Genomic DNA, 24,210 nt, shown 5'->3' with positions numbered 1-24,210 from the left:
TGGAGTTCCCAGAAGTGGCAATGATCCAACCCTGCACTGACCCGGGCAGTCCGGCCTGGCTGCACTTGCGCAGCGCCTTGTGGCCCGACAGTGCGGCGACTGACCACCTGGCGGAAATGGTTGATATCGCCGGCCGCCCCGCAACCTTCGTGGCCCTGCTGGCGTATGACGAGCAGGGCAGGGCGCAAGGGCTGGCCGAGGCGTCGGTGCGTCATGACTATGTCAATGGCAGCAACACTTCGCCGGTGGCGTACCTTGAAGGCGTCTTTGTCGAACAGGCTTCACGCGGCCAGGGTGTCGCCCGCCAGCTGATCGCGGCTGTCGAACGGTGGGCCGATGGCAAAGGTTGCCGCGAGCTGGCCTCGGACGCCGCGCTGGACAACCTTGGCAGCCAGCGCATGCACGCGGCCCTGGGCTTTGCCGAGACCGAGCGTGTCGTGTACTTCCTCAAGCCAGTCGCGCCCCTCGACTGAAAATTTCCGGGCAGTTGTCGATTTGCCGTTTTCCCGTTCGACCAGTGTTGAAAGCGTCACCACCAACCCTGATGAATCTTCGGAGCAAACACCGATGAACACTGAAGCCGAGCGTGAACTGGAGCAACTGATCGAGCAGTGGATGCAAGCCGTGCGCGAGCGTGACGTGGACCGTATCGTCGCCCCCTACGCCGACGACATTCTTGCCTTCGACGCCATCCAGGCCCTGCAATTCAAAGGCAAGGCCGCCTACCGCGCCCATTGGGAAATGTGCATGGGCATGTGCACCGGGCCAATGGTGTTCGAACTGGCGCAACTGACCGTGCACGCCGACGGCGACCTGGGCCTGGCCCACTGGCTCAACCGCTGTGGCCCGGGCGACGATGAGAGCCAGTGCGGTTTCATGCGCGCCACCGTCGGCTACCGACGCAGCGCCGGCCAATGGCAGGTCATCCACGAACACTGGTCGGCGCCGTTCGACATGGAAACGCAAAAAGCGCTGTTCGATCTCAAACCCTGAATGCCCTCGACCGCCTATCGCCACCTTGCCCCGGAGACGATCATGAAATACCTGTGCCTGGTCTATTGTGATGAAGCGCTGTTGCACAGCCTGCCCGACAGCCCCGAGGACGCCGAATGCATGGCTTACGCCGAGTCCATCCAGGGCTCCGGGCGGATGATCGCCGCCGAGGCACTCAAGCCCGTGCAGACGGCCACAACGGTACGCGTGCGCGCCGGTCGGATGAGCCTGACCGATGGCCCGTTCGCCGAGACCAAGGAGCAGTTGGCCGGTTTCTACCTGGTCGATGCCCGCGACCTCAATGAAGCGTTGAACATCGCCAAGGGTATTCCCGCGGCGCGGGTCGGCAGCGTCGAAGTGCGCCCGGTGCGAGAGCTGCAACCCTGACGTGAATGGAGAACCACAATGAACCAGGTATCGCCGGGCTGATGAACAGCGAAGGGCAAATCCGTGATGAAGTGGCGGCGGTCTACCGCCGCGACTCCCGGCGCATCCTGGCCACCCTGATCCGCCTGCTGGGAGACTTCGACCTGGCCGAGGAGGCCTTGCATGACGCGTTCTTCATTGCCGTCGAACGTTGGCAGCGCGATGGCATCCCGGACAATCCGCGGGCCTGGCTGGTCTCCGCCGGCCGTTTCAAGGCCATCGACGCCTTGCGCCGGCGTGCCCGCTTCGACCGCTCCCAGGCGGACCTGATCATGCTGCTGGAAGGCGAGGCCCAGGATCCGGGCGAGCAGGAACTGCTGGTCGATGATCGGCTGCGCCTGATCTTTACCTGCTGCCACCCGGCCCTGGCCTTCGATGCCCAGGTGCCGCTGACATTGCGTGAGGTCTGCGACCTGACCACCGAGCAGATCGCCCGCGCCTTCCTGCAGAGCCCGGCGACCATCGCCCAGCGCATCGTGCGGGCCAAGGCCAAGATCCGCGATGCGAAGATCCCCTACCAGGTACCGGAGCTGGGCGAATTGCCGGAGCGGCTGGAGAGCGTGCTGCGGGTGATCTACCTGGTGTTCAACGAGGGCTATTCGGCATCTTCGGGCGAGGATGTGACCACGCGTGCGCTGACTGACGAAGCCATCCGCCTGGGCCGGTTGCTGGCGCAATTGCTGCCGGATGCCGAAGTGCTGGGGCTGCTGGCGTTGATGCTGTTGCAGGCCTCGCGGCAGAACGCGCGCAGCGACGCCCACGGCGAGCTGGTGCTGCTTGATGAGCAGGACCGCGGTCTGTGGGACCGGGCACAGATAGAGGAGGGCAGCCAGTTGGTGCGCCAGGCACTGGGCAGTCGGGAGTTCGGCCCCTACAGCGTGCAGGCGGCGATTGCCGCGCTGCATGCCGAAGCGCCCAGCGCCGAGGCCACCGACTGGGACGAGATCGTCGGCCTGTATGATGTGCTGCAGCGCCACTGGCCGTCACCAGTGGTGGAGCTGAACCGGGCCGCAGCCCTGGCCCGGCGTGATGGCGCACAGGTCGGGTTGCGCGCGGTTGAAGCAATTCTCGAGCGGGGCGAATTGGGCGACTACCACCTGGCCCACGCCGCGCGCGCCGAACTGCATCGTCAACTGGGCAATACCGAACAGGCCCGCAAGGCCTGGCAGCAGGCGCTGACGCTGACCCGGCAGGGGCCGGAGCGTCGTCATATCGAGCGACGCTTACGCGAGCTGGGGTAAGCGCTCAGGCCGAGTGCAAGACCTGTAGGAGCCGCTGTACTTTCAGCTGGCAACGAATTCCGGCGGGCTCACCAGCTCGACGGTCTGCTGTTTGCGCGGCGCGAGGATCTCGGCTTCGCCGGCGACCACCAGCTCGTCGTTCTGGTTGTATACGTTGGTGGCGATACGCACCTTGAACTTGGGCAGCTTCTCGAGGATTTCCAGGCGCACGGTCAGTTCGTCACCGATCTTCACCGGCTTCTGGAAGCTCATTTGCTGACCCAGATAGATGGTGCCAGGGCCAGGCAAGGTGCAGGCCACCGCGGCGCTGATCAGCGCGCCGCTGAACATGCCGTGGGCAATGCGCTCCTTGAACATGCTCTTGGCGGCGAACTCGGCATCCAGATGCACCGGGTTGTGGTCACCGGACATGGCGGCGAACAGCTGGATATCGCGTTCTGCCACGGACTTCTTGTATTCAGCTTTCTGGCCGACTTCGAGGGCTTCGTAAGGCGTGTTGGTGACCTGGGTCATCAGGGGCTTCCTTGTGGGGGGCGAGGCTGCCGATCATTCACTGCGGGCGGGGCGGCCAAGGGCCAGCGCCTGCTCCAGCCAGCCGATGATCTCGGCGGTGACCTCGTCGCGATGGGTTTCGTTGAGCACTTCGTGGCGTGCGCCGGGGTAGATGCGCAACTGTACATGACGGTTGCCGGTCGCGCGCAGGGCGTCGGCCAGGTGGGTGAGACGCTTGCCGGCACTCACCGGATCACATTCGCCGCCCACCACGAAGATCGGCAGGTTCGGATCGATCTGCGCCAGGTTCTTTTTCTGACTGATCTGCGCCAGGCCCTGCAGCAGGTCGAGCCATAGCTGGTTGCTGCAGCGAAAGCCGCACAGCGGGTCGGCGATGTACTTGTCCACCTCCGCGTCATCGCGGCTTAACCAGTCGAAGGCGGTGCGGTTGGGCTTGAATGCCTTGTTGAACGAGCCGAACGACAGCCAGTCGATCAGCGCGCTCTTGCCCAGAGGGCCCTGGCGCCAGGCCTCGAGACGGGCGATCAGGCGCGCCGCGCGGTACAGCGCCACCGGCTGGAAGTTCGAGCCGCTGAGGATCGCGCCCTGCAGGCTGGCACTGTGGTGCAGCAGGTAGGCCTGGGCGATGTAGCTGCCCATGCTGTGGCCGAACAGGAACAGCGGGGTTCCTGGAAACTGCTGGCCGATGTGCTGGGCCAGCAGGCCCAGGTCGTTGAGTACGGCATTCCAGCCATTTTGCCGGGCGAACAGGCCCAGGCTGCCCAGCTCGGCGGTGCGGCCGTGGCCGCGCAGGTCGGGGGCGAGCAGCCCGTAGCCGGCGGCGTTGAGCGCATGGCCCAGGCGCTGGTAGCGCCCGGCGTGCTCGGCCATGCCATGGGCCAGCAACACCACGGCCTTGACCGGTGTGGCCGGCAGCCATTGGTGGACATAAAGGCTGCAATGCTCGCTGGCGGGGAGCCAGAAGGCGTCGTGGGGCATGGCGGGTCCTTGCGCGCGGAGGTTGCCCAACAGTGTATGCGCAAAGCCGTCAATTGCAGGAAGGGCAGAAAAGAGATTCACAATGTTAATGGCGGCACTTGGCGTATTTGCCACCCTCAACAGAGCTGCTAACGTCGGCTGAACACCTTTTTGCCAGCAGGCGATCAGGTCAGGGATGTCCCGTTAGAGGAACAACAATAAATGCAAGCCGACTTCTGGAACGACAAGCGCCCGGCGGGCGTACCTTCCACCATTGACATGAAGGCCTACACATCCGTCGTCGACGTCTTCGAGCGCTGCTGCAAGCGCTTCGCCGACCGTCCGGCGTACAGCAACCTCGGCGTCACCCTGAGCTATGCCGATCTCGAGCGTCATTCGGCGGCCTTCGCCGCCTGGCTGCAGCAGCACACCGAACTGGTGCCGGGCGACCGCATCGCGGTGCAGATGCCCAATGTCCTGCAATACCCCATCGCGGTGTTCGGCGCCATGCGCGCGGGCCTGATCGTGGTCAACACCAACCCGTTGTACACCGAGCGCGAGATGCGCCATCAGTTCAAGGACTCCGGCGCCCGCGCCCTGGTGTACCTGAACATGTTCGGCAAGCGTGTGCAGGAGGTGCTGCCCGACACCGGCATCGAGTACCTGATCGAGGCGAAGATGGGCGACTTGCTGCCGACGGCCAAGGGCTGGCTGGTCAACACCGTGGTCGACAAGCTGAAAAAGATGGTGCCGGCCTACCAGTTGCCCCAGGCCGTGTCGTTCAAGCAGGTGCTGCGCCAGGGGCGCGAGCTCCCTCACAGGCCGGTGGCGCAAACCCTGGAGAACATCGCGGTGCTGCAGTACACCGGCGGCACCACCGGGCTGGCCAAGGGCGCCATGCTCACCCATGGCAACCTGGTGGCCAACATGCTCCAGGTACTGGCCTGCTTCGGTCAGCACGGCCCCGATGGCCAGCCGCTGATCAAGGAAGGGCAGGAAGTGATGATCGCGCCGCTGCCGCTTTACCACATCTATGCCTTCACCGCGAACTGCATGTGCATGATGGTAACCGGTAACCATAACGTGCTGATCACCAACCCCCGGGATATCCCCGGCTTCATCAAGGAGCTGGGCAAGTGGCGATTCTCGGCGCTGGTGGGCTTGAACACGCTGTTCGTCGCGCTGATGGACAACCCCGGTTTCAAGTCGCTGGATTTCTCCGCGCTGAAGATCACCAACTCCGGCGGCACCGCGCTGGTCAAGGCCACCGCGGAGCGCTGGGAGGCCCTCACCGGTTGCCGCATTGTCGAAGGCTACGGCCTGACCGAAACCTCGCCGGCGGCCAGCACCAATCCCTATGGCCAGTTGGCGCGCCTGGGGACCGTGGGGCTCCCGGTGCCTGGCACGGCGTTCAAGGTGATCGACGACGAAGGTCACGAGCAGCCGCTGGGTGAGCGTGGTGAGTTGTGCATCAAGGGACCGCAGGTCATGAAAGGCTACTGGCAGCAGGTTGAGGCCACCAACCAGGTCCTGGATGCCGAAGGCTGGCTGAAGACCGGCGACATCGCCGTCATCGACCCGGACGGTTTCACCCGCATCGTCGACCGCAAGAAGGACATGATCATCGTCTCGGGCTTCAACGTGTATCCCAACGAGATCGAGGACGTAGTGATGGGCCATCCGCAGGTGGCCAGCTGCGCGGTGATCGGCGTGCCGGACGAGCGCACCGGCGAGGCGGTGAAGCTGTTCGTGGTGCCGCGTGCGGGCGGGGTGAGCGTCGATGAACTCAAGGCGTTCTGCAAGACCAACTTCACCGGCTACAAGGTGCCCAAGCACATCGTGCTGCGCGAATCGCTGCCGATGACGCCGGTGGGCAAGATCCTTCGTAGGGAGTTGCGCGACATCGCCTGATGGTAGGCCCGCGATTGTCTCATCTCTGACAGCGTCGTCGCCCAGGCTGACGCAATCGCAAGGCCTATCTAGGGCAGGGCTTTCAGGCGGATTTGCGACATTTTGTATAATTACTCTAAAAATGACCTGTATAGTTCATTGAGTCATTTTCGTGACCCGCCGGCCCATTTCGGCCTCTAGTCGACCCCTTGCAAAGCTGTTACTCTCGGCGCGCTTTCAGAGGATCCGGTTTGCAATGAGCCGGCCTCTCATATCAATAATAAGCGCATCGACGCGTACCGAATTCGCTGTTGCTGAAGGAGCGGGCTTCCATGATCGAACATTTTTGGAAGGATAAGTACCCAGCCGGGGTCACGGCGGACATCAATCCTGACGAATTCCCCAATATCCAGGCGGTACTCAAGCAATCCTGCCAACGCTTTGCCGACAAACCTGCCTTTAGCAACCTGGGCAAGACCATCACCTACGGCGAGCTGTACACCCTGTCCGGCGCCTTCGCCGCCTGGTTGCAGCAGCACACCGACCTCAAGCCTGGTGATCGCATCGCTGTCCAGCTGCCCAACGTCCTGCAGTATCCCGTTGCCGTGTTCGGCGCCATGCGTGCCGGCCTGATCGTGGTCAACACCAACCCGCTGTACACCGCGCGGGAGCTGGAGCACCAGTTCAACGATTCCGGGGCCAAGGCCCTGGTATGCCTGGCCAACATGGCGCACCTGGCGGAAAAGGTGGTGCCCAAGACCCAGGTCAAACATGTCATTGTCACCGAAGTGGCCGACCTGTTGCCACCTCTCAAGCGTTTGCTGATCAACAGCGTCATCAAGTACGTGAAGAAAATGGTGCCGGCCTACCACCTGCCGGGCGCCGTGCGCTTCAACGACGCCCTGGCGCTGGGCAAAGGCGGTGCGGTGACCGAGGCCAACCCGCAGTCCGGCGATGTCGCCGTGCTGCAGTACACCGGCGGTACCACCGGCGTGGCCAAGGGCGCGATGCTCACCCACCGCAACCTGGTCGCCAACATGCTGCAGTGTCGCGCGCTGATGGGTTCGAACCTGCACGAAGGCTGCGAGATCCTCATCACCCCGCTGCCGCTGTACCACATCTACGCCTTCACCTTCCATTGCATGGCCATGATGCTCATCGGCAACCACAACGTGCTGATCAGCAACCCACGCGACCTGCCGGCCATGGTCAAGGAACTGGGCAAGTGGAAGTTCAGCGGTTTCGTTGGCCTCAACACGCTGTTCGTCGCCCTGTGCAACAACGAGACGTTCCGCAACCTCGACTTCTCGGCGCTGAAGATCACCCTGTCCGGCGGCATGGCCCTGCAACAGAGTGTGGCCGAGCGCTGGAAGACGGTGACCGGCTGCGCTATCTGCGAAGGCTACGGCATGACCGAGACCAGCCCGGTGGCGGCGGTCAACCCGACTTCGGCCAACCAGCTGGGGACCATCGGCATCCCGGTGCCGTCCACCCTGTGCAAGATCATCGACGACAACGGCCAGGAGTTGCCCCTGGGCGAGGTGGGCGAGCTGTGCATCAAGGGGCCGCAGGTGATGAAGGGCTACTGGCAGCGTGAAGACGCCACCGCCGAGATCATCGACAGCAACGGCTGGCTGAAGACCGGCGACATCGCCCTGATCCAGCCGGACGGCTACATGCGCATCGTCGATCGCAAGAAGGACATGATCCTGGTGTCCGGCTTCAACGTGTACCCCAACGAGCTCGAAGACGTGCTCGCCGCGCTGCCGGGCGTGCTGCAGTGCGCGGCCATCGGCATCCCGGACGAGAAGTCCGGCGAGGTGATCAAGGTGTTCATCGTGGTCAAGCCGGGCATGACCCTGACCAAGGAGCAGGTGATGGAGCACATGCGCGCCAACGTCACTGGCTACAAGGTGCCCAAGGCCATCGAGTTCCGCGATGCGCTGCCGACCACCAACGTCGGCAAGATCCTGCGCCGCGAGCTGCGCGACGAAGAGCTGAAGAAGCAGGGCCTGAAGAAGATCGCCTGAGCCGCAGCGCGCTTTGGGATTGAAACGTGGGAGCGGGCTTGCCCCGCGATAGCGTCAGCTCAGGTAACGTTGTTGCCCGAGTCGAAGCCATCGCGGGTCAAGCCCGCTCCCACGTTTGCGATACAGGAAACTCAGCGCAGCTTTTCCAGCATCTGGTAGTACCACATCCCCGCCGCCAGCAGCGGATTGCCCAGCAAGTCGCCCATCGGCACCTTGATGTGCCGGCAGCCCGCGAACGTATCGAACTTCTCCAGTGTCCCGGTCAATGCCTCGGCCATGATCTCGCCCATGATATGGCTGGTGGCGATGCCGTGCCCGGAATACCCCTGGCAGTACCAGACGTTGTCCGACAGCTTGCCCAGCTGCGGGATGCGGTTGACCACGATGCCCATGGCGCAGCTCCACTGGAACTCGATCGGCACGCCCTTTAGCGCCGGGAAGGTGCGCTCGATGCACGGGCGCAGTTCGCCTTCGATGTCCCGTGAATCACGCCCGGAGTAGTTGGCGCCGCCGCCGAACAGCAGGCGCTTGTCGGCGGTCAGGCGGTAGTAGTCGAGGACGAAACGGCAGTCGTACACCGCCAGGTCCTGCGGGTTGATCTGCTCGGCCAGATCGCCCAGCGGCGCGGTGGTGACGATGCCGCCCATGGCCGGGAAGATCTTGCCCTTGAGTTGGCGCTTTTCCAGCTTGTGATACACGTCGCCTGCCAGCATCACCTGGCGTGCCTCGATCCGTCCCTGGGCGGTGACCACCGCCGGGCGCGGGCCGTGGACGATCTCCAGCACCTCGGAGTTTTCGAACACCAGCGCACCCAGCCCGTGGGCGGCGCGGGCCTCGCCCAGGCACAGGTTGAGCGGGTGCAGGTGCAGGTTGCGGCGGTTCTTCAGCGCGCCGAGGTACAGCGGGCTTTGCAGGTGGCGCTGCATGGCGCTGCGGTCGAGCAGTTGCACCTGGTCGCCCATGCCGCGGCGTTGGGCCTCGGCCTCGAAGGCGCGCAGCTCGTTCATGTGCGACGGTTTCATCGCCGCGTGCAGGTGGCCGTGCTTGAGGTCGCACTGGATGCCGTAGCGCTCGACGCGCTGCTCGATGATCTGGTGGCCGCGCCAGCGCAGGTGCCAGATGAAATCGTCCACCTCGGCGCCCAGCCGGTCGCGCATCTGCGTGCGCATGGCCTCGTCGCCCGACAGGCTGCCGGTGACCTGGCCGCCGTTGCGCCCGCTGGCGCCCCAGCCGATGCGGTTGGTCTCGACGATGGCCACCTTCAGGCCACGCTCGGCCAGTTCCACCGCGGTGGCCACGCCGGTGAAGCCGCCGCCGATGATCGCCACGTCCACCTGCACCGTGCCCTTGAGCGTGGGGTATTCGGTCGTGTCGTTGAGGGTGGCGCTGTAATAGGACGGCGCGCGCTGGGCCGGGCCGTTGTTCACTGCTGCGTTCATGCTTGTTCCTTCTTGTAATCTCGTGGGCATCAGGCCTGGTGCAGGTACCAGCGCCAGTCCTGCTCGCCGACCTCGGCCATGAACTGGCGGTACTCGGCGAGCTTGACCTTGAGGTAGACGCCGAGGAAGGCCTCGCCCAGCGCCTCTCGGGCCCAGCTCGAATTTTCCAGGGCCTCGAGGACGGTGAGCCAGTCGGTGGGCAGGTGTTCGCCGGCCTGGGCATAGCCGTTGCCCTCGACCGGTGCGCCGGGATCGAGTTGTTCACGGATGCCCTGGTGGGTGGCGGCGAGAATCGCGGCGGCGGCCAGGTAGGGGTTGGCGTCGGCGCCGCAGATACGGTGCTCGATATGCCGGCTGTTGGCCGGGCCACCGGGTACGCGCAGGCTGACGGTGCGGTTGTCCACGCCCCAGGTCGGTGCCAGCGGTGCATAGCTGTTGGCCTGGAAGCGGCGGAACGAGTTGGCGTTGGGGCAGAACATCAGCAACGATTCGCGCAGGTGACGCAGCATGCCGGCCACCGCCTGGCGCAGCAGCGGGGTGCCCGCCTTGTCCTCGCTGGCGAACAGGTTGTTGCCGGCGGCGTCAGCCAGGCTCAGGTGCATGTGCATGCCGGTGCCGGCCAGCTGGGCAAACGGCTTGGCCATGAAGCAGGCCTGCATGCCGTGGGCGTTGGCGACGCCCTTGACCAGGCGCTTGTAGCGCACGGCCTGGTCCATCGCCTCGAGTGCGTCGCCGTGTTCCAGGGTGATCTCCACCTGGCCGGGCGCGTATTCGGAGATCGCCGTGCGGGCCGGGATGCCCTGGGCCTTGCAGGCGGCATAGAGGTCGGCGAGGAAGGGTTCGATCTGCTCCAGCTCGCGCAGGCCATACACCTGGGTCCCGCGCGGACGTCCTCCGTCGCTGTCCAGCGCTGGCTGCGGCCGGCCTTGGGCGTCGCGCTGCTGGTCGAGCAGGTAGAACTCCAGCTCGCAGGCCATCACCGGGTGGAAACCATCGGCCTTGAGCGCGTCGATCACCCGCAGCAGCACATGGCGCGGATCGGCCACGCTGGCCGGCAGGCCTTCGCTGGGGTGCATGCTGACCTGCACGGCGGCGGTCGGCACCCGGCGCCAGGGTAGGCGTACCAGGCTGCCGTCCAGCGGATAGGCACGGCAGTCGATGTCGCCGACGTCCCAGACCAGGCCCGAATCTTCGACATCGTCGCCGTTTAGGGTCAGGCCGAGGATGGTGCTGGGCAGCGGGCGGCCGCTTTCGAACACTGCCAGCAGCTCCTCGCGGTGCAGCAGCTTGCCGCGTGGCACGCCGTTGGCATCGAGGATGAACAGTTCGATCAGGTCGATATCGGGGTTGTCGGCCAGGAAACGCCTGGCTTGCTCTGCGGGGGCAAAGTGCATGGTGGATTCGCTCTGGGGCACGCAGGACCGCCGCGCAGGTGGGCGGTCAGGCTGAGTCAATCGGCCAGTAGGGCGGCCGGGTCGGGTCAGGAGTGCGTGAGCGACGTGTCCGGTGGGCGCGCGTGGCGGCAATGCCACAGGGCCCAGAACGCCAGAATGATATGGACCAGCGGATTTTCACCGGCACGGGCCCTGGCCTTCGGCAGCGAAGGGTAGGGCAGCGGGCGGGCGTTCATCGGGTCGGGAAGCATCCCTGGATACTCACATGGCCTGTAAGGTTGATTAAAGCAGTGAATGGCGACGTTCATTCCGGTGAGAGCTAAACATTGGCAAGTCTGCCCCCCGCGCTGCAGCAGCTTAGGACGCTTCCCACAGTTTTAGGCTAGTTGGCAGGTGGCTGGTCAGCTTTTTTCGTCGCAATTGCTACCCCGTTGTTGTTCAAGCGCTCCCGTTATTTCGAGCGTGATCGCGACTGAACGGCGGGCACAGGCAGCATCGATTTCGCAAATCTGCGACAATCGCGCCTCTTACGCCTGCCGATCATGAAAAAGCAGCACTCGCCTGCATCATTAAAAAGCCCCATGACAGATCACGCCATCGACCAACTGCTGAAGAACCTCGACCACGCCATGATCGCCGACCGCCATCGGTTGCGCCGGCAATTGCACGAGCTGCGCAAGCGCCCCGACGAGGGCAAGCTCGCGCAGTGGGTGGAAAAGGTCCAGGCCTCCTGCGCCCAGGTCACCGCGCGCCAGCAGAGCGTGCCGAGCATTCGTTACGACGACAACCTGCCCATCGCCGCCAAGCGCGACGAGATCAAGAAGGCCCTGGCCGAGCACCAGGTGCTGGTGATCGCCGGCGAGACCGGTTCCGGCAAGACCACCCAGCTGCCGAAGATCTGCCTGGAGCTGGGCCGCGGCAGCCATGGCCTGATTGCCCACACCCAGCCCCGGCGGATCGCCGCGCGCAGCGTGGCGGCGCGGGTCGCGGAGGAGCTGGGCACGCCGTTGGGGGCGCTGGTCGGCTACCAGGTGCGCTTCGAGGACCAGAGCGATTCGAACACCCTGGTCAAGCTGATGACTGACGGTATCCTGCTGGCCGAGACCCAGCACGACCGCTTCCTCGAGCGCTACGACACGATCATCGTCGATGAGGCCCATGAGCGCAGCCTGAATATCGACTTCCTGCTCGGCTATCTCAAGACCCTGCTGCACCGCCGCCCGGACCTGAAGCTGATCATCACCTCGGCGACCATCGACCTGGAGCGCTTCTCCAAGCACTTCGACGGCGCGCCGATCATCGAGGTGTCCGGGCGTACCTACCCGGTGGAAACCTGGTACCGACCGCTGACCAGCGAGCACGACGAGGAGGGCAACCAGGTCGAGGAGGACCTTTCCGTCGACCAGGCGATCCTCGCCAGCCTCGACGAGATCGCCCAGCACGAGCGCAGCCAGGGCAAGGGCCCGGGCGATGTGCTGGTGTTCCTGCCCGGCGAGCGCGAGATTCGCGACGCCGCCGAGATCCTGCGCAAGGCGCAGCTGCGCCACACCGAGATCCTGCCGCTGTATGCGCGGCTGTCGCCGGCCGAGCAGCAGCGGATCTTCCAGTCCCACAGCGGCCGGCGCGTGGTGCTGGCGACCAACGTCGCCGAAACCTCGCTGACGGTGCCGGGCATCCGCTACGTGATCGACAGCGGCACCGCGCGCATCAGCCGCTACAGCTACCGCGCCAAGGTCCAGCGCCTGCCCATCGAGGCGGTGTCCCAGGCCAGCGCCAACCAGCGTAAAGGCCGCTGCGGCCGGGTCGAGCCGGGCATCTGCATCCGCCTGTACAGCGAGGACGATTTCAACGGCCGGCCGGCGTTCACCGACCCGGAGATCCTGCGCACCAACCTGGCCGCGGTGATCCTGCAGATGCTGCACCTGCGCCTGGGCGCGATCGACGCCTTCCCGTTCATCGAGCCGCCGGATGGCAAAGCCATCAGCGACGGCTTCAACCTGTTGCAGGAACTGTCGGCGGTCAACCGCGAGAACCAGCTGACGCCGCTGGGCCGCCAGCTGGCGCGCCTGCCGATCGATCCGCGTTTGGGCCGCATGCTGCTCGAAGGCGCCCGCCAGGGCAGCCTGCAGGAAGTGCTGATCGTCGCCAGCGCGCTGTCGGTGCAGGACCCGCGCGAGCGCCCGCCGGAGCGCCAGCAGGCCGCTGACCAGGCCCATGCGCAGTGGAAGGATGTCGATTCCGACTTCGCCGCGCTGGTCAACCTGTGGCGTGCTTTCGAGGAGCAGCGCCAGGCGCTGACCGCCAGCCCGCTGCGCAACTGGTGCCGCAAGAACTTCCTCAACTACCTGCGCCTGCGCGAGTGGCGTGACGCCCATCGCCAGCTGGCGCTGATCTGCCGCGACCTGCAATTGGCGGTGAACAAGGACGCCTGCGACTACCAGCCCCTGCACAAGGCGATTCTCAGCGGCCTGCTCAGCCAGATCGGCCAGAAGACCGAGGAGGGCGACTATCAGGGCGCGCGTCAGCGGCGTTTCTGGGTTCACCCGTCGTCGGGCATCGGCCGCAAGCGACCGCAGTGGGTGATGGCCGCGGAACTGGTGGAGACCACCAAGCTGTATGCGCGCATGGTGGCCAAGATCGAGCCGGACTGGATCGAGCCGCTGGCCACCCACCTGATCAAGAAGAACCACTTCGAACCGCACTGGGAGAAGAAGCGCGGCCAGGTGGTGGCCTACGAGCAGATTACTCTCTATGGGCTGATCCTGGTCGGCCGTCGACCGGTGCATTTCGGCCCGATCGATCCGGTCACTTCCCGCGAGCTGTTCATCCGCGACGGCCTGGTCGGTGGCGAGATCCAGTCCCGGGCCAAGTGCCTGGCGGCCAACAAGCGCCTGCTCGAGCAGCTCGACGAGTTGGAGGCCAAGGCCCGCCGGCGCGATATTCTGGCCGACGAGGAGACACTGTACGCCTTCTACGAGGCGCGCCTGCCCGAAGAGATCCACCAGACGGCGACCTTCGACAGCTGGTACCGGATGAACAGCCAGAAGGATCCGAACCTGCTGATCATGCGCGAAGAGGACGTGCTCGCCCGCGAGGCCAGCGAGGTCACCGCCGCGCAGTATCCGGACCACCTGCAGGTGGGCGATCTGCGCCTGTCGCTGAGCTATCACTTCGAACCGAACCACCCGCGTGACGGCGTGACCGTGCGGGTGCCGGCGCCGCTGTTGCCGAACCTGCCGGGCGAACGCCTGGAATGGCTGGTGCCCGGTCTGCTTGAGGCCAAGTGCATCGCACTGGTGCGCAACCTGCCCAAGGCCCTGCGCAAGAACTTCGTGCCGGTGCCCGACTTCGTCAAGGCGGCCCTGTCGCGTATGGCGTTCGGCCAAGGGGCATTGCCGCAGGCGCTGGGCCAGGAGTTGCTGCGCATGACCGGAGCGCGGGTGTCGGACGAGGCCTGGGCGGAGGCGGCCGGGCTGGTGGAAGGCCATCTGCGCATGAACATCGAAGTGGTCGACGCCCAGGGCAAGTTCCTCGGCGAAGGTCGCGACCTCGCCGAGCTGACCGCCCGCTTCGCCGCCGCCAGCCAGGCGGCGCTGGCCCTGCCGCGCAGCGAGAAGGCCGAGCAGCCGGTACAGGCCAAGGCCTTCGCGCAGGTGGCGCAGACCGCCCAGCAGAAGATCGCCGGGCTGTCGATGACGGTCTATCCGGCGCTGGTCGAGGACAACGGCACGGTGCGCGAGGGGCGCTTCTCGACCCAGGCCGAAGCCGAGTTCCAGCACCGTCGCGCCTTGCAGCGCCTGTTGCTGCAACAGCTGGCGGAGCCGGCCAAGTTCCTGCGCGGCAAGCTGCCGGGGCTGACTGAGCTGGGGCTGCTGTACCGTGAACTGGGCCGGGTCGAGGCGCTGGTCGAGGATATCCTCCTGGCCAGCCTCGACAGCTGTGTGCTGGAAGGCGAAGACCCGCTGCCGCGTGATGGCGCGGGCCTGGCCTCGCTGGCCGAACGCAAGCGCGGCAACTGGACCGAGCACGCCGAACGCCTGGCCCGCCTTACCCTGGAGGTACTGAAGCTGTGGCATGGCCTGCAGAAGCGCTTCAAGGGCAAGATCGACCTGAGCCAGGCGGTGGCGCTCAACGACATCAAGCAGCAGTTGGCCAACCTGGTGTACCCGGGCTTCGTGCGGGAGATACCGGGTGCCTGGTTCAAGGAGCTGCCACGTTATCTCAAGGCGGTGGAGTTGCGTCTGGAGAAACTGGGGTCTCAGGTGCAGAAGGACCGGGTGTGGAGCGCCGAGCTGGCCAATTGCTGGGCGCAGTACCGGGCCCGCGCCGACAAGCATGCCCAGGAAGGCAAGCGCGATGAGCAGCTGACCCTGTACCGCTGGCTGCTGGAGGAATACCGGGTGTCGTTGTTTGCCCAGCAACTGGGGACGAAGGTGCCGGTTTCCGACAAGCGACTGAGCAAACAGTGGAGTCAGGTGGAAGCCTAAACTCCCCAAGTTGTGGCAAACTTGGTGGAATTTACGGCCGCTGTGCGGCCGATCGCGGCACAAGTCCGCTCCTACAGCATCGGCGTTCTTCTGTAGGAGCGGACTTGTGCCGCAAACGAGGGCGCAGCCCTCGCCTCAAAATTGGTACCAAGGTGCCATTAAGTTGCCCTTATTCCGGCCAGCGCCTTGTGGCGATGGCCCCAGACCAGAGGAACGACCGTGCACAACGTCGTCATCAGCGGCACCGGCCTGTACACCCCGGCCCAAAGCATTTCCAACGAAGAACTGGTGGAATCTTTCAACGCCTGGGCACAGCGTTTCAACCGTGACAACGCCGCCGCCATCGAGCGTGGCGAGGTCGAGGCGGCGCCGCTGTCCGACGCCGCCTTCATCGAGAAGGCCTCGGGTATCAAGAGCCGCTTCGTCATGGACAAGGCCGGTATTCTCGATCCGCAGCGCATGAAGCCGCGTCTGCCCGAGCGCGGCAACGACGAGCAATCGATCCTCTGCGAGATGGGCGTGGCCGCCGCCCGCCAGGCCCTGGAGCGTGCCGGGCGCACCGCCGCCGATGTCGACGGGGTGATCGTCGCCTGTTCCAACCTGCAGCGCCCGTACCCGGCCATCGCCATCGAAGTGCAGCAGGCACTGGGCATCCAGGGCTTCGCTTTTGACATGAACGTGGCCTGCTCGTCGGCCACCTTCGGTATCCAGACCGCCGCCAACAGCGTGCAACTGGGCCAGTCGCGCGCGGTGCTGGTGGTCAACCCGGAGATCTGCACCGGCCACCTGAACTTCCGTGACCGCGACAGCCACTTCATCTTCGGCGACGCCGCCACCGCCGTGCTGGTCGAGCGTGCCGACCTGGCGACCTCCGAACATCAGTTCGACATCGTCAGCACCAAGCTGCTGACGGCGTTCTCCAACAACATCCGCAACAACTTCGGTTTCCTCAACCGCGCCGCGGAAGAGGGCATCGGTGCCCGCGACAAACTGTTCGTGCAGGAAGGCCGCAAGGTGTTCAAGGAAGTCTGCCCGATGGTTGCCGAGCTGATCGGCCAGCACCTGGCCGAGAACGACCTGCAGCCGTCGGACGTCAAGCGCTTCTGGCTGCACCAGGCCAACCTGAGCATGAACCACCTGATCGTCAAGAAGCTGCTGGGGCGTGAAGTGGCCGAGGAAGATGCGCCGGTGATCCTGGATCGCTATGCCAACACCAGTTCGGCGGGTTCGGTGATTGCCTTCCACCTGTATCAGGATGACCTGGCCAAGGGTTCGCTGGGGGTACTGAGTTCATTCGGTGCTGGCTATTCGATTGGTAGTGTGGTTCTGCGTAAACGCTGATACCTACTTTTACTTCTCTATCGGGGCTGCAAAGCAGCCCCGGCTTTCTGACAGGCAAAAAAAGCGGGAAACGCTGGATGGGGTCAGCATTTCCCGCTTCAGGGTGGAGCAAGGGTGCGTAGCGCTTAGAACTTGGCTTCCAGGTCGACCTGCAGGGTGTCGACGTCGGCGTTGTTGTTCGGCAACTGCGACAGGTCGGTCTTGGCCATCAGGTAGGCCGCGCCCAGGGAGAAGTTCTTGTCGATCTCGTAGCCGACCTTGAACTTGTGACCACGCGAACCCGTGAAGCCTGCGCCGAAGTCGGAGTCGGTGAACAGGCTGACCACGGCGTTGCGCTGCACGTCGCGGTAGTTGTAGTCCAGGCTCCAGGCGCCCACCTTGGTCTTCAAACCGGCCAGCCAGGCCTTGTCCTCGCCGTCGGTGCTGTCGGTGTTCTTGACGAACTGGCCATAGGCCGACAGCGGGATGGCGAAGCCGGTGAAGTCCACCTGGCCGAAGCCTTCGGCCAGGTTGAACTCGGTGGTGGTGTTGCCGAAGCTGCGCAGCACGGCCGACTTCTTGTCGTTGTCGAAACCGTAGAGGCTGCCGCCGACGGTGACCTTGACGCTGTCAGCCAGGTTGAACTTGGTGCCCAATTGGCCGTGGTACAGCTGTGCGTCGTGCTTGAACTGCACGCCGTCGCCGTCGACGTTGTCCTTGAGGGTGTAGTGACCGGCGCTGCCGAACACTTCGGCGCCGCCCAGGTTGGTCTTGTAGGTGACGGCCACGCCTTCCGGGTTGATGTCGCTGTCCCAGATGATGTCGCCCATGCTCACCCACGGCTGCAGCATCTTGCCGCCGATCAGGTGCAGGTTCGGCACGGCGGTCGGGTGCCAGTCGAGGTAGGCCAGGTCCACCCACAGCGATTTCTTGTCGAAGTAGTTGTCCAGGCTCTGGTTGGTCGAGCGGGCGTCCGAGCTGCTGCCGGTGGCCACGCGAATGCCAGCGTCGACCTGCGGGTTGATCTCGCTGTAGAAACCGACGCGGGCACGCACACGCTCGCGGTCCTGGTTGCCACTGCGGCTGTTGGGGTTGTCGACGTTGACGTCTTCGTAGCGCAGGCGCACATCACCCTTGATCTGGGTCTTGGCGGCCCATGCCACTTTCTGCTCGAAGGAGCTCAGGCGCTCGGACTGGGCTTTCTGGTCGGCCTTTTCCTTGGTTTCCTTTGCCAGGTCGCCCTGCAGTTCGGTGTACTGCGCCTGGTTGATCGAGCCGTTGGCGCGGAGTATTTCGAGCAGCTTGGCGTCGACAGCAGCACTGGCCGGAGTACTCAGAGCCAGCATCATGCCGGTGAGGCTCACTCCAGTAAGTGTAGAAACAAGACGCATAAGGTTCTCCCTGTTGGAAAAAGTGGGGAGGCTCAAGCGCCCGCCCCCGAGTTGGCATGTCTTCGGAAAGGGCCTGAATAGACAGGTTCTGGGGTTCCGGAAAACAGGCGCAAGTATTGCGGGGGGGAATGACAGAATAATGTCTGAATAGTGGCACTGTTGTTAAGTAAACAGGCCGTCATTTGTGTGTCACGGCGGCTTTGGCAATACTGGCGCCCTGTCCATAGCGAGTTGCAACCGTGATCAGCCTTCACAGCCTTGCCCACCTGCGCGACCTGCCGGCGACCACTTGGGACGCGCTGGTGCCCGACGGTCAGCCGTTCCTGCGCCACGCCTTTCTCAGTGCCATGGAAGACAGTGGTAGCGTGGTGCCCGACACCGGCTGGGCCGCCGAACACCTGGTGCTGGAGCGCGATGGCGAGGTACGGGCGCTGCTGCCGGCCTACCGCAAGTGGCATTCGTTCGGCGAGTACGTGTTCGATCATGGCTGGGCCGATGCCTGTGAGCGCGCGGGCATTGCCTACTACCCCAAGCTGCTCGGCGCGGTGCCGTTCAGTCCGGTCGCGGGGCCGCGTCTGCTGGCCGCCGATCCAGCCGATGGCCTGCTGCTGTTGCAGGCGATTCCCGAGTACCTGGGCAAGGGTGGGCTGTCGGGGGCGCACATCAACTTCACCGACAGTGTGCTGGACGCGGCCATTGCCGGCCAGCCGGGCTGGTTGGAGCGCCTGGGCTGCCAGTTCCACTGGCGTAACCGGGGTTACCGGGACTTCCAGGACTTTCTCGACACCCTCAGCTCACGCAAGCGCAAGCAGATGCGCAAGGAGCGTGAACAGGTGGCGGGGCACGGGATCGATTTCGCCTGGTACCGCGGCGATGAACTGAGCGAGGCACAGTGGGACTTCGTCTACCGCTGCTATGCCAACACCTATGCCGTACGGCGACGAGCACCGTACCTGACTCGCGAGTTCTTCAGCCTGGTGGCCGAGCGCATGCCCGAGGCGATTCGCGTGGTGATTGCCCGGCAGCAAGGGCGCGAGGTGGCGATGGCCTTCAGCCTGGTGGGGGGCGACAGCCTGTACGGCCGCTACTGGGGTTGCCTGGACGAATTCGACCGCCTGCATTTCGAGACTTGTTTCTACCAGGGCATGGACTTCGCGATCGGCGAAGGCCTGCAGCGCTTCGATGCCGGGGCCCAGGGCGAGCACAAGCTGATTCGCGGGTTTGAGCCGGTGATCACACGGTCGTGGCATTACCTGCTGCACCCGGGGTTGCGCCGGGCGGTCTCAGACTTTTTGCGTCAGGAGCGCGAAGGAGTACTGGCCTACGCCGAGGAGGCGCGGGGGATGTTGCCGTATCGCCAGGTTTGAAGTGCCTGGCCACACGCTATCCCTGTAGGAGCGGCCTTGTGTCGCGAAAGGGCCGCAAAGCGGCCCCAGGATTTCAGCGTTGATGCAAAGATCGCCGGGGCCGCGTTGCGGCCCTTTCGCGACACAAGGCCGCTCCTACAGGGGCCGCGTCTAACTCAGTCGACGCCGACAAATCCCCCGGTCTGGTGATGCCACAACCGCGCATACAACCCGCGCTGTGCCAGCAGCTCGGCATGGCTGCCGCTTTCGACGATATGCCCCTTGTCCAGCACGATCAGCCGGTCCATGCGGGCGATGGTCGACAGGCGGTGGGCGATGGCGATCACCGTCTTGCCCTGCATCAGCGTCTCCAGGCTCTCCTGGATCGCCGCCTCGACCTCTGAGTCCAGTGCCGAGGTGGCCTCGTCCATGATCAGGATCGGCGCGTTCTTCAGCAATACCCGGGCAATGGCGATGCGCTGGCGCTGGCCGCCGGAGAGCTTGACGCCGCGCTCGCCGACATGGGCGTCGAAGCCGGTGCGGCCCTGGGCATCGGACAGCTGCGGGATGAACTCGTCGGCCCGGGCCCGGCGCACTGCTTCCCAGACTTCCTCGTCACTGGCATCCGGCCGGCCGTACAGCAGGTTGTCGCGGATCGAGCGGTGCAGCAGCGAGGTGTCCTGGGTGATCATGCCGATCTGCGCGCGCAAGCTGGCCTGGTTGACCTCGGCGATGTCCTGGCCGTCGATGAGGATGCGCCCGCTGTCGATGTCGTACAGGCGCAGCAGCAGGTTGACCAGGGTCGACTTGCCGGCGCCGGACGGACCGATCAGGCCGATCTTCTCGCCGGGGCGGATGTCCAGGTTCAGCGCGTCGATCACCTTGCCGCCCTTGCCGTAGTGGAAGTCGACATGGTCGAAGCGCACCGCCCCGCGGCTGACCTTGAGTGCCGCGGCGTTGGGCCTGTCGCTGACGGTGACCGGCTGGGCAATGGTCTGCAGGCCGTCCTGGACCATGCCGATGTTCTCGAAGATGCCGTTGACCACCCACATGATCCAGCCGGACATGTTGACGATGCGGATCACCAGGCCTGTGGCCAGGGCGATGGCGCCGACGCTGATCAGCGACTGGCTCCACAGCCACAGGGCAAGGCCGGTGGTGGTGACCACCAGCAGGCCGTTCAGCGAGGTAATGACCACGTCCATGCTGGTGATCACCCGCGAGGCCAGCTGGGTCTTCTCGGTCTGCTCGCTGATCGCCTCGCGGGCGTACTGCTGCTCGTAGTCGGTATGGGCGAACAGCTTGAGCGTGGCGATGTTGGTGTAGCCGTCGACGATGCGCCCCATCAGCTTGGAGCGGGCGTCGGAGGAAATCACCGAGCGCTCCTTCACCCGTGGCACGAAGTAGTACAGCGCACCGATATAGCAGGCGATCCACACCAGCAGCGGCAGCATCAGCCGCCAGTCGGCCTCAGCGAACAGCACCAGCGAACTGATGGCGTAGATCAGCACGTGCCACAGCGCGTCCACCGCCTGCACCGCCGAATCGCGCAGGGAGTTGCCGGTCTGCATGATGCGCTGGGCGATGCGCCCGGCGAAGTCGCTCTGGAAGAAGTTCAGGCTCTGCTTGAGCACGTAGGTGTGGTTTTGCCAGCGGATCAGGCTGGTCATGCCCGGGCTGATGGTCTGGTGCACCAGCAGGTCATGCAGGCCGAAAAACACCGGCCGCAGCAACAGCACCACCACCAGCATCCAGATCAGCTCGCCGCTGTGCTCGCTGAAGAAATTGGCGTTGGGCGTGCCCTGGGCCAGGTCGATAATCCGGCTCAGGTAGCTGAACAGCGCCACTTCGATCAGCGAGGCGATCAGGCCGACGATCAGCAGGGCGAGGAAGCTCGGCCACACCTGGCGCAGGTAGTAGAGATAGAAGGGCCAGACCTTGCCGGGAGGCGCCTCGCTGGGCGCCTCGCGGAAAATGTCGATCAACTGCTCGAAACGACGGTACAGCATGGGTGACGACACTCCTGTTCGACCCGACTCACGTCCCTGTGCGGCGCGGGATCAGTCGATGCGTTTGGCCGACTTGATGTAGACCGGATCGGCCGGCACATCGCGCATGCCTTTCTTGATGGTGGTCGGCGAGTTGACGATCTGGTCGACCACCTCCATGCCCTTGGTGACCTTGCCGAACACCGCGTAGCCACGGTCGCGGCCCGGGTTGAGGAAGTCGTTGTCGGCGACGTTGATGAAGAACTGGCTGGTGGCCGAGTTCGGGTCGGAGGTGCGGGCCATGGACAGGGTGCCGCGGGTGTTCTGCAGGCCGTTGCTCGCTTCGTTGCGGATCGGGTCCTTGGTGCTCTTCTGCACCATCTGGTCGGTAAAGCCACCGCCCTGGACCATGAAGCCCGGGATCACGCGGTGGAAGATGGTGTTGTTGTAGAAGCCGCTGTCCACGTACTGGAGGAAGTTCTTGGTACTGATCGGTGCTTTTTCTGCGTTCAGCTCGATCTCGATCTTGCCGAAGCTGGTGACCAGCTCAACGTGCGGGGTCTTGTCGGAGGCCATGACGCTGGTGGCGAAGGCGACCGAGCAGGCGGTGAGCAGAAGTTTTTTCAGCATGGGCTCAAAGATCCTTGAGAGGTGGAAGCGGCTGCGAGGAACTGCAGCACGGTACGGTTGAAGACTTCGGGTTGATCCAGGGGCGTAGCGTGCCGCGAATCGTCGATGACCGCCAGCCTGGCGTTGGGCATCAGGGCGACGTAACGCTCCTTCAGTTGTATCGGTGTGTAATCGTGGTCGGCGGCGATCACCAGGGTGGGACAGCGGATCTGGCCGATGCGTTCCTGCACGCCCCAGTCGACGATGGCGTCGAAGCTTTTCAAATAGGCACGCTTGTCGTTGCGCGCCCAGCGCTCGGCCATCTTGCGCCGCAGTTCGGTCTGCTCCGGCTTGGGAAACAGCCGCGCAGCCAGGCCCTTGCCGACGGTCTCGACGCTGAGCAGGCGTGCCAGGCCCCAGCGCTTGAGCCACCAGATCCAGTCGCTGCGGGTGCGTCGCTTGACCTCGGGGGCGCTGTTGACGATGCACAGGCTGCGCAGCCAGTCGGGGTGGTCGACGGCAAACTGGAAACCGACCATGCCGCCCATGGACAGGCCGACGAAGTGCACCGGGCCGGTGTCCAGATGGCGCAGCAGGGCCAGCAGATCAGCGCTGAAAGTCTTTATCTGGTAGCCCTTGCGCGGCTTGGAGGATTGCCCGTGGCCGCGGATGTCCATGAGGATCACCCGATACTGGCGGCCGAGCTCGGGCACCTGCAGTTCCCAGTCCTGGCTGCTCGAACCCAGCCCGTGCAGCAGCACCAGGGGCTCGCCCTGGCCATGTTCCTCGTAATGCAGCAGGCATCCGTCATGTTCGAAACAGGCCATGGGCGCGGTCCTCTCAGGCTTGCGGGGGGGCTGCGAAGGGCACGTCCAGCGGCGCGGTGTCGAAGTTGCGCAGCAGTTCGATGAGGATCTGCGTGGCCGGGCCCAGGGTCTTTTCCTTGCTGGAGTAAAGGTAGAACAGCGGATGGCGGCTGCCACCCTGATCCAGCGGCAGGGGCTTGAGCACGCCTTCGCGCAGCTCGCGCTCGATCATGTGCCGGGGCAGCCAGGCAAAACCCAGGCCGCTGCCGACGAAGGTCGCCGCGGTGCCCAGGCTGCCGACCGTCCAGCGCTGCTCGGCGCCGAGCCAGCCGACATCGCGCGGCTGGGCCCGGCCGGAGTCGCGGATCACCACCTGCAACTGGCTTTCCAGATCCTGGAAGGTAATTTCGCGGCCCATGCGGTGCAGGGCGTGCTCGGGGTGGGCGACGGCGATGAACTCCACCGGGCTCAGTTCGGTGCCCAGGTAGCCGCCGATGTTGAAGCTGCTGATGGCAAGGTCGGCGATGCCTTCGTGCAGCACTTCCTCGACCCCGGACAACACTTCTTCGCGCAGGCGTACCCGGCAGCCGCGGCTCTGCGGCATGAAGGCGGCCAGGGCGCGTACCAGGCGGGCGCTGGGGTAGGCGGCGTCGACCACCAGGCGCACTTCGGCCTCCCAGCCCTGTTCCATGTGGTGGGCCAGGTCTTCCAGCTGGCTGGCCTGCTTGACCAGTTGCCGCGAACGGCGCAGCAGCACGCTGCCAGCCTCGGTCAGCACCGCCTTGCGCCCATCGATGCGCAGCAGCGGCACGCCCAACTGCTCCTGCATCCGCGCCACGGTATAGCTCACCGACGACTGCGAACGGTGCAGGGCCTCGGCGGCCTGGGCGAACCCGCCGTGGTCGACCACTGCCTGCAGGGTCCGCCACTGATCCAGGGTAACGCGCGGTGCTTTCATCCAGGGCTCCTGTTGTCCTAAGCTGCGCTCTTCCCAAGGAGAGCGCCCGTATGAAGAAATGTTGTGCGGCTTTGCTGTTGTGCCTACCCCTCGGGGCCATGGCATACCCGATCGACGTGGAAAAGGACCTGACCGGGGTCAAGGTCGATTACACCGTCTACGACACGGCCTATGACATCGGCTCGATCAGCCTCAACAACTATGGGCAGGTGCCGGCGGCGTGCAAGGTCACCTTCCGCAACGGCCCTGAGGCGCCACGGGTGCGTCGGGTCAATGTGCCCGCCGGCAGGAGCGTGGATGTCACCGCCAAGTTCAACCGGCAGATCATCAAGCTGCGCATCGTGCTCGACTGCAAAGCCGAATAAACAGATTAATCGATAGGTTGATCCCACTTTTTACGCTTTTTTATCGATAGGTCAACC

At 64.7% G+C, this 24,210-nt stretch carries 19 protein-coding genes; 10 read left to right on the top strand and 9 right to left on the bottom strand.

Annotated elements, in window-relative coordinates; all coding sequences use genetic code 11:
• The first annotated feature begins 20 nt into the window (after nt 1–20).
• The 4 genes from aac(6') to K5H97_RS21265 all read left to right on the top strand — a co-directional run bounded on the left by aac(6') (nt 21) and on the right by K5H97_RS21265 (nt 2,660).
• Entirely contained in the window at nt 21–473 is a 453-nt protein-coding gene (gene aac(6'), locus K5H97_RS21280; RefSeq protein WP_051555778.1) for an aminoglycoside 6'-N-acetyltransferase, read from the top strand.
• A 94-nt stretch (nt 474–567) separates the two neighbouring features.
• On the top strand, nt 568–993 hold the full coding sequence (locus K5H97_RS21275; RefSeq protein WP_028693058.1) for a YybH family protein: 426 nt from the start codon (nt 568–570) through the stop codon (nt 991–993).
• 42 nt (nt 994–1,035) lie between these two features.
• On the top strand, nt 1,036–1,380 hold the full coding sequence (locus K5H97_RS21270) for a YciI family protein (protein WP_028693059.1): 345 nt from the start codon (nt 1,036–1,038) through the stop codon (nt 1,378–1,380).
• 41 nt (nt 1,381–1,421) lie between these two features.
• On the top strand, nt 1,422–2,660 hold the full coding sequence (locus K5H97_RS21265; RefSeq protein WP_028693060.1) for an RNA polymerase sigma factor: 1,239 nt from the start codon (nt 1,422–1,424) through the stop codon (nt 2,658–2,660).
• 42 nt (nt 2,661–2,702) lie between these two features.
• Here the strand turns inward: K5H97_RS21265 and K5H97_RS21260 are convergent, their stop codons facing one another.
• A complete protein-coding gene (locus K5H97_RS21260; RefSeq protein WP_028693061.1) occupies nt 2,703–3,173 on the bottom strand; it encodes a MaoC family dehydratase in 471 nt (156 codons plus the stop codon).
• A gap of 33 nt (nt 3,174–3,206) precedes the next feature.
• Complete coding sequence (locus K5H97_RS21255) at nt 3,207–4,151, bottom strand: alpha/beta hydrolase (protein ID WP_028693062.1); 945 nt, start codon at nt 4,149–4,151, stop codon at nt 3,207–3,209.
• A 201-nt stretch (nt 4,152–4,352) separates the two neighbouring features.
• On the opposite strand from K5H97_RS21255, the gene fadD2 reads away from it, so the two are divergent.
• Both fadD2 and fadD1 read left to right on the top strand, forming a co-directional pair.
• Entirely contained in the window at nt 4,353–6,041 is a 1,689-nt protein-coding gene (fadD2, locus tag K5H97_RS21250) for a long-chain-fatty-acid--CoA ligase FadD2 (RefSeq protein WP_028693063.1), read from the top strand.
• A 311-nt stretch (nt 6,042–6,352) separates the two neighbouring features.
• Entirely contained in the window at nt 6,353–8,050 is a 1,698-nt protein-coding gene (fadD1, locus tag K5H97_RS21245) for a long-chain-fatty-acid--CoA ligase FadD1 (RefSeq protein ID WP_028693064.1), read from the top strand.
• A gap of 131 nt (nt 8,051–8,181) precedes the next feature.
• Here fadD1 and K5H97_RS21240 read toward each other — a convergent pair whose 3' ends face one another.
• Together K5H97_RS21240 and K5H97_RS21235 are read right to left on the bottom strand one after the other, a co-directional pair.
• Nucleotides 8,182–9,489 carry an NAD(P)/FAD-dependent oxidoreductase gene (locus tag K5H97_RS21240; RefSeq protein ID WP_028693065.1) on the bottom strand — a complete coding sequence of 436 codons (1,308 nt, stop codon included), beginning with the start codon at nt 9,487–9,489 and terminating at the stop codon, nt 8,182–8,184.
• 29 nt (nt 9,490–9,518) lie between these two features.
• Nucleotides 9,519–10,883, bottom strand: coding sequence for a glutamine synthetase family protein (locus tag K5H97_RS21235; RefSeq protein WP_028693066.1), 1,365 nt, complete (start codon nt 10,881–10,883; stop codon nt 9,519–9,521).
• Between the two features lie 581 nt (nt 10,884–11,464).
• Between K5H97_RS21235 and hrpA the strand changes: the two genes are divergently transcribed.
• On the top strand, nt 11,465–15,370 hold the full coding sequence (hrpA, locus tag K5H97_RS21230) for an ATP-dependent RNA helicase HrpA (RefSeq protein ID WP_028693067.1): 3,906 nt from the start codon (nt 11,465–11,467) through the stop codon (nt 15,368–15,370).
• 219 nt (nt 15,371–15,589) lie between these two features.
• Nucleotides 15,590–16,711, top strand: a complete 1,122-nt coding sequence (locus K5H97_RS21225; protein WP_028693068.1) for a beta-ketoacyl-ACP synthase III — start codon at nt 15,590–15,592, stop codon at nt 16,709–16,711.
• A gap of 125 nt (nt 16,712–16,836) precedes the next feature.
• Here the strand turns inward: K5H97_RS21225 and K5H97_RS21220 are convergent, their stop codons facing one another.
• Nucleotides 16,837–18,081, bottom strand: a complete 1,245-nt coding sequence (locus K5H97_RS21220; protein WP_028693069.1) for a putative porin — start codon at nt 18,079–18,081, stop codon at nt 16,837–16,839.
• A gap of 239 nt (nt 18,082–18,320) precedes the next feature.
• On the opposite strand from K5H97_RS21220, the gene K5H97_RS21215 reads away from it, so the two are divergent.
• Nucleotides 18,321–19,448 carry a GNAT family N-acetyltransferase gene (locus K5H97_RS21215; protein WP_028693070.1) on the top strand — a complete coding sequence of 376 codons (1,128 nt, stop codon included), beginning with the start codon at nt 18,321–18,323 and terminating at the stop codon, nt 19,446–19,448.
• Nucleotides 19,449–19,603: 155 nt separating this feature from the next.
• Here K5H97_RS21215 and K5H97_RS21210 read toward each other — a convergent pair whose 3' ends face one another.
• From K5H97_RS21210 to K5H97_RS21195, 4 genes are read right to left on the bottom strand one after another with little or no spacing between them, the layout of a single operon-like run.
• Entirely contained in the window at nt 19,604–21,436 is a 1,833-nt protein-coding gene (locus K5H97_RS21210; RefSeq protein WP_028693071.1) for an ABC transporter ATP-binding protein, read from the bottom strand.
• 51 nt (nt 21,437–21,487) lie between these two features.
• Entirely contained in the window at nt 21,488–22,045 is a 558-nt protein-coding gene (locus K5H97_RS21205) for a peptidylprolyl isomerase (RefSeq protein WP_028693072.1), read from the bottom strand.
• Nucleotides 22,039–22,851: an alpha/beta fold hydrolase gene (locus tag K5H97_RS21200; protein ID WP_028693073.1), complete on the bottom strand. Its 813-nt coding sequence runs from the start codon at nt 22,849–22,851 to the stop codon at nt 22,039–22,041. The genes K5H97_RS21205 and K5H97_RS21200 overlap by 7 nt, the downstream gene beginning before the upstream one ends.
• Nucleotides 22,852–22,864: 13 nt before the next feature.
• On the bottom strand, nt 22,865–23,788 hold the full coding sequence (locus tag K5H97_RS21195; protein ID WP_028693074.1) for a LysR family transcriptional regulator: 924 nt from the start codon (nt 23,786–23,788) through the stop codon (nt 22,865–22,867).
• A 50-nt stretch (nt 23,789–23,838) separates the two neighbouring features.
• Between K5H97_RS21195 and K5H97_RS21190 the strand changes: the two genes are divergently transcribed.
• Nucleotides 23,839–24,153: a hypothetical protein gene (locus K5H97_RS21190; RefSeq protein WP_028693075.1), complete on the top strand. Its 315-nt coding sequence runs from the start codon at nt 23,839–23,841 to the stop codon at nt 24,151–24,153.
• Nucleotides 24,154–24,210 lie beyond the last annotated feature (57 nt).

Source organism: Pseudomonas mosselii, assembly GCF_019823065.1.
Classification (GTDB): Bacteria; Pseudomonadota; Gammaproteobacteria; order Pseudomonadales; family Pseudomonadaceae; genus Aquipseudomonas; species Aquipseudomonas mosselii.
Note: the sequence above shows the minus strand (reverse complement) of the source record. Positions and strands in the feature narration are given on the sequence as shown.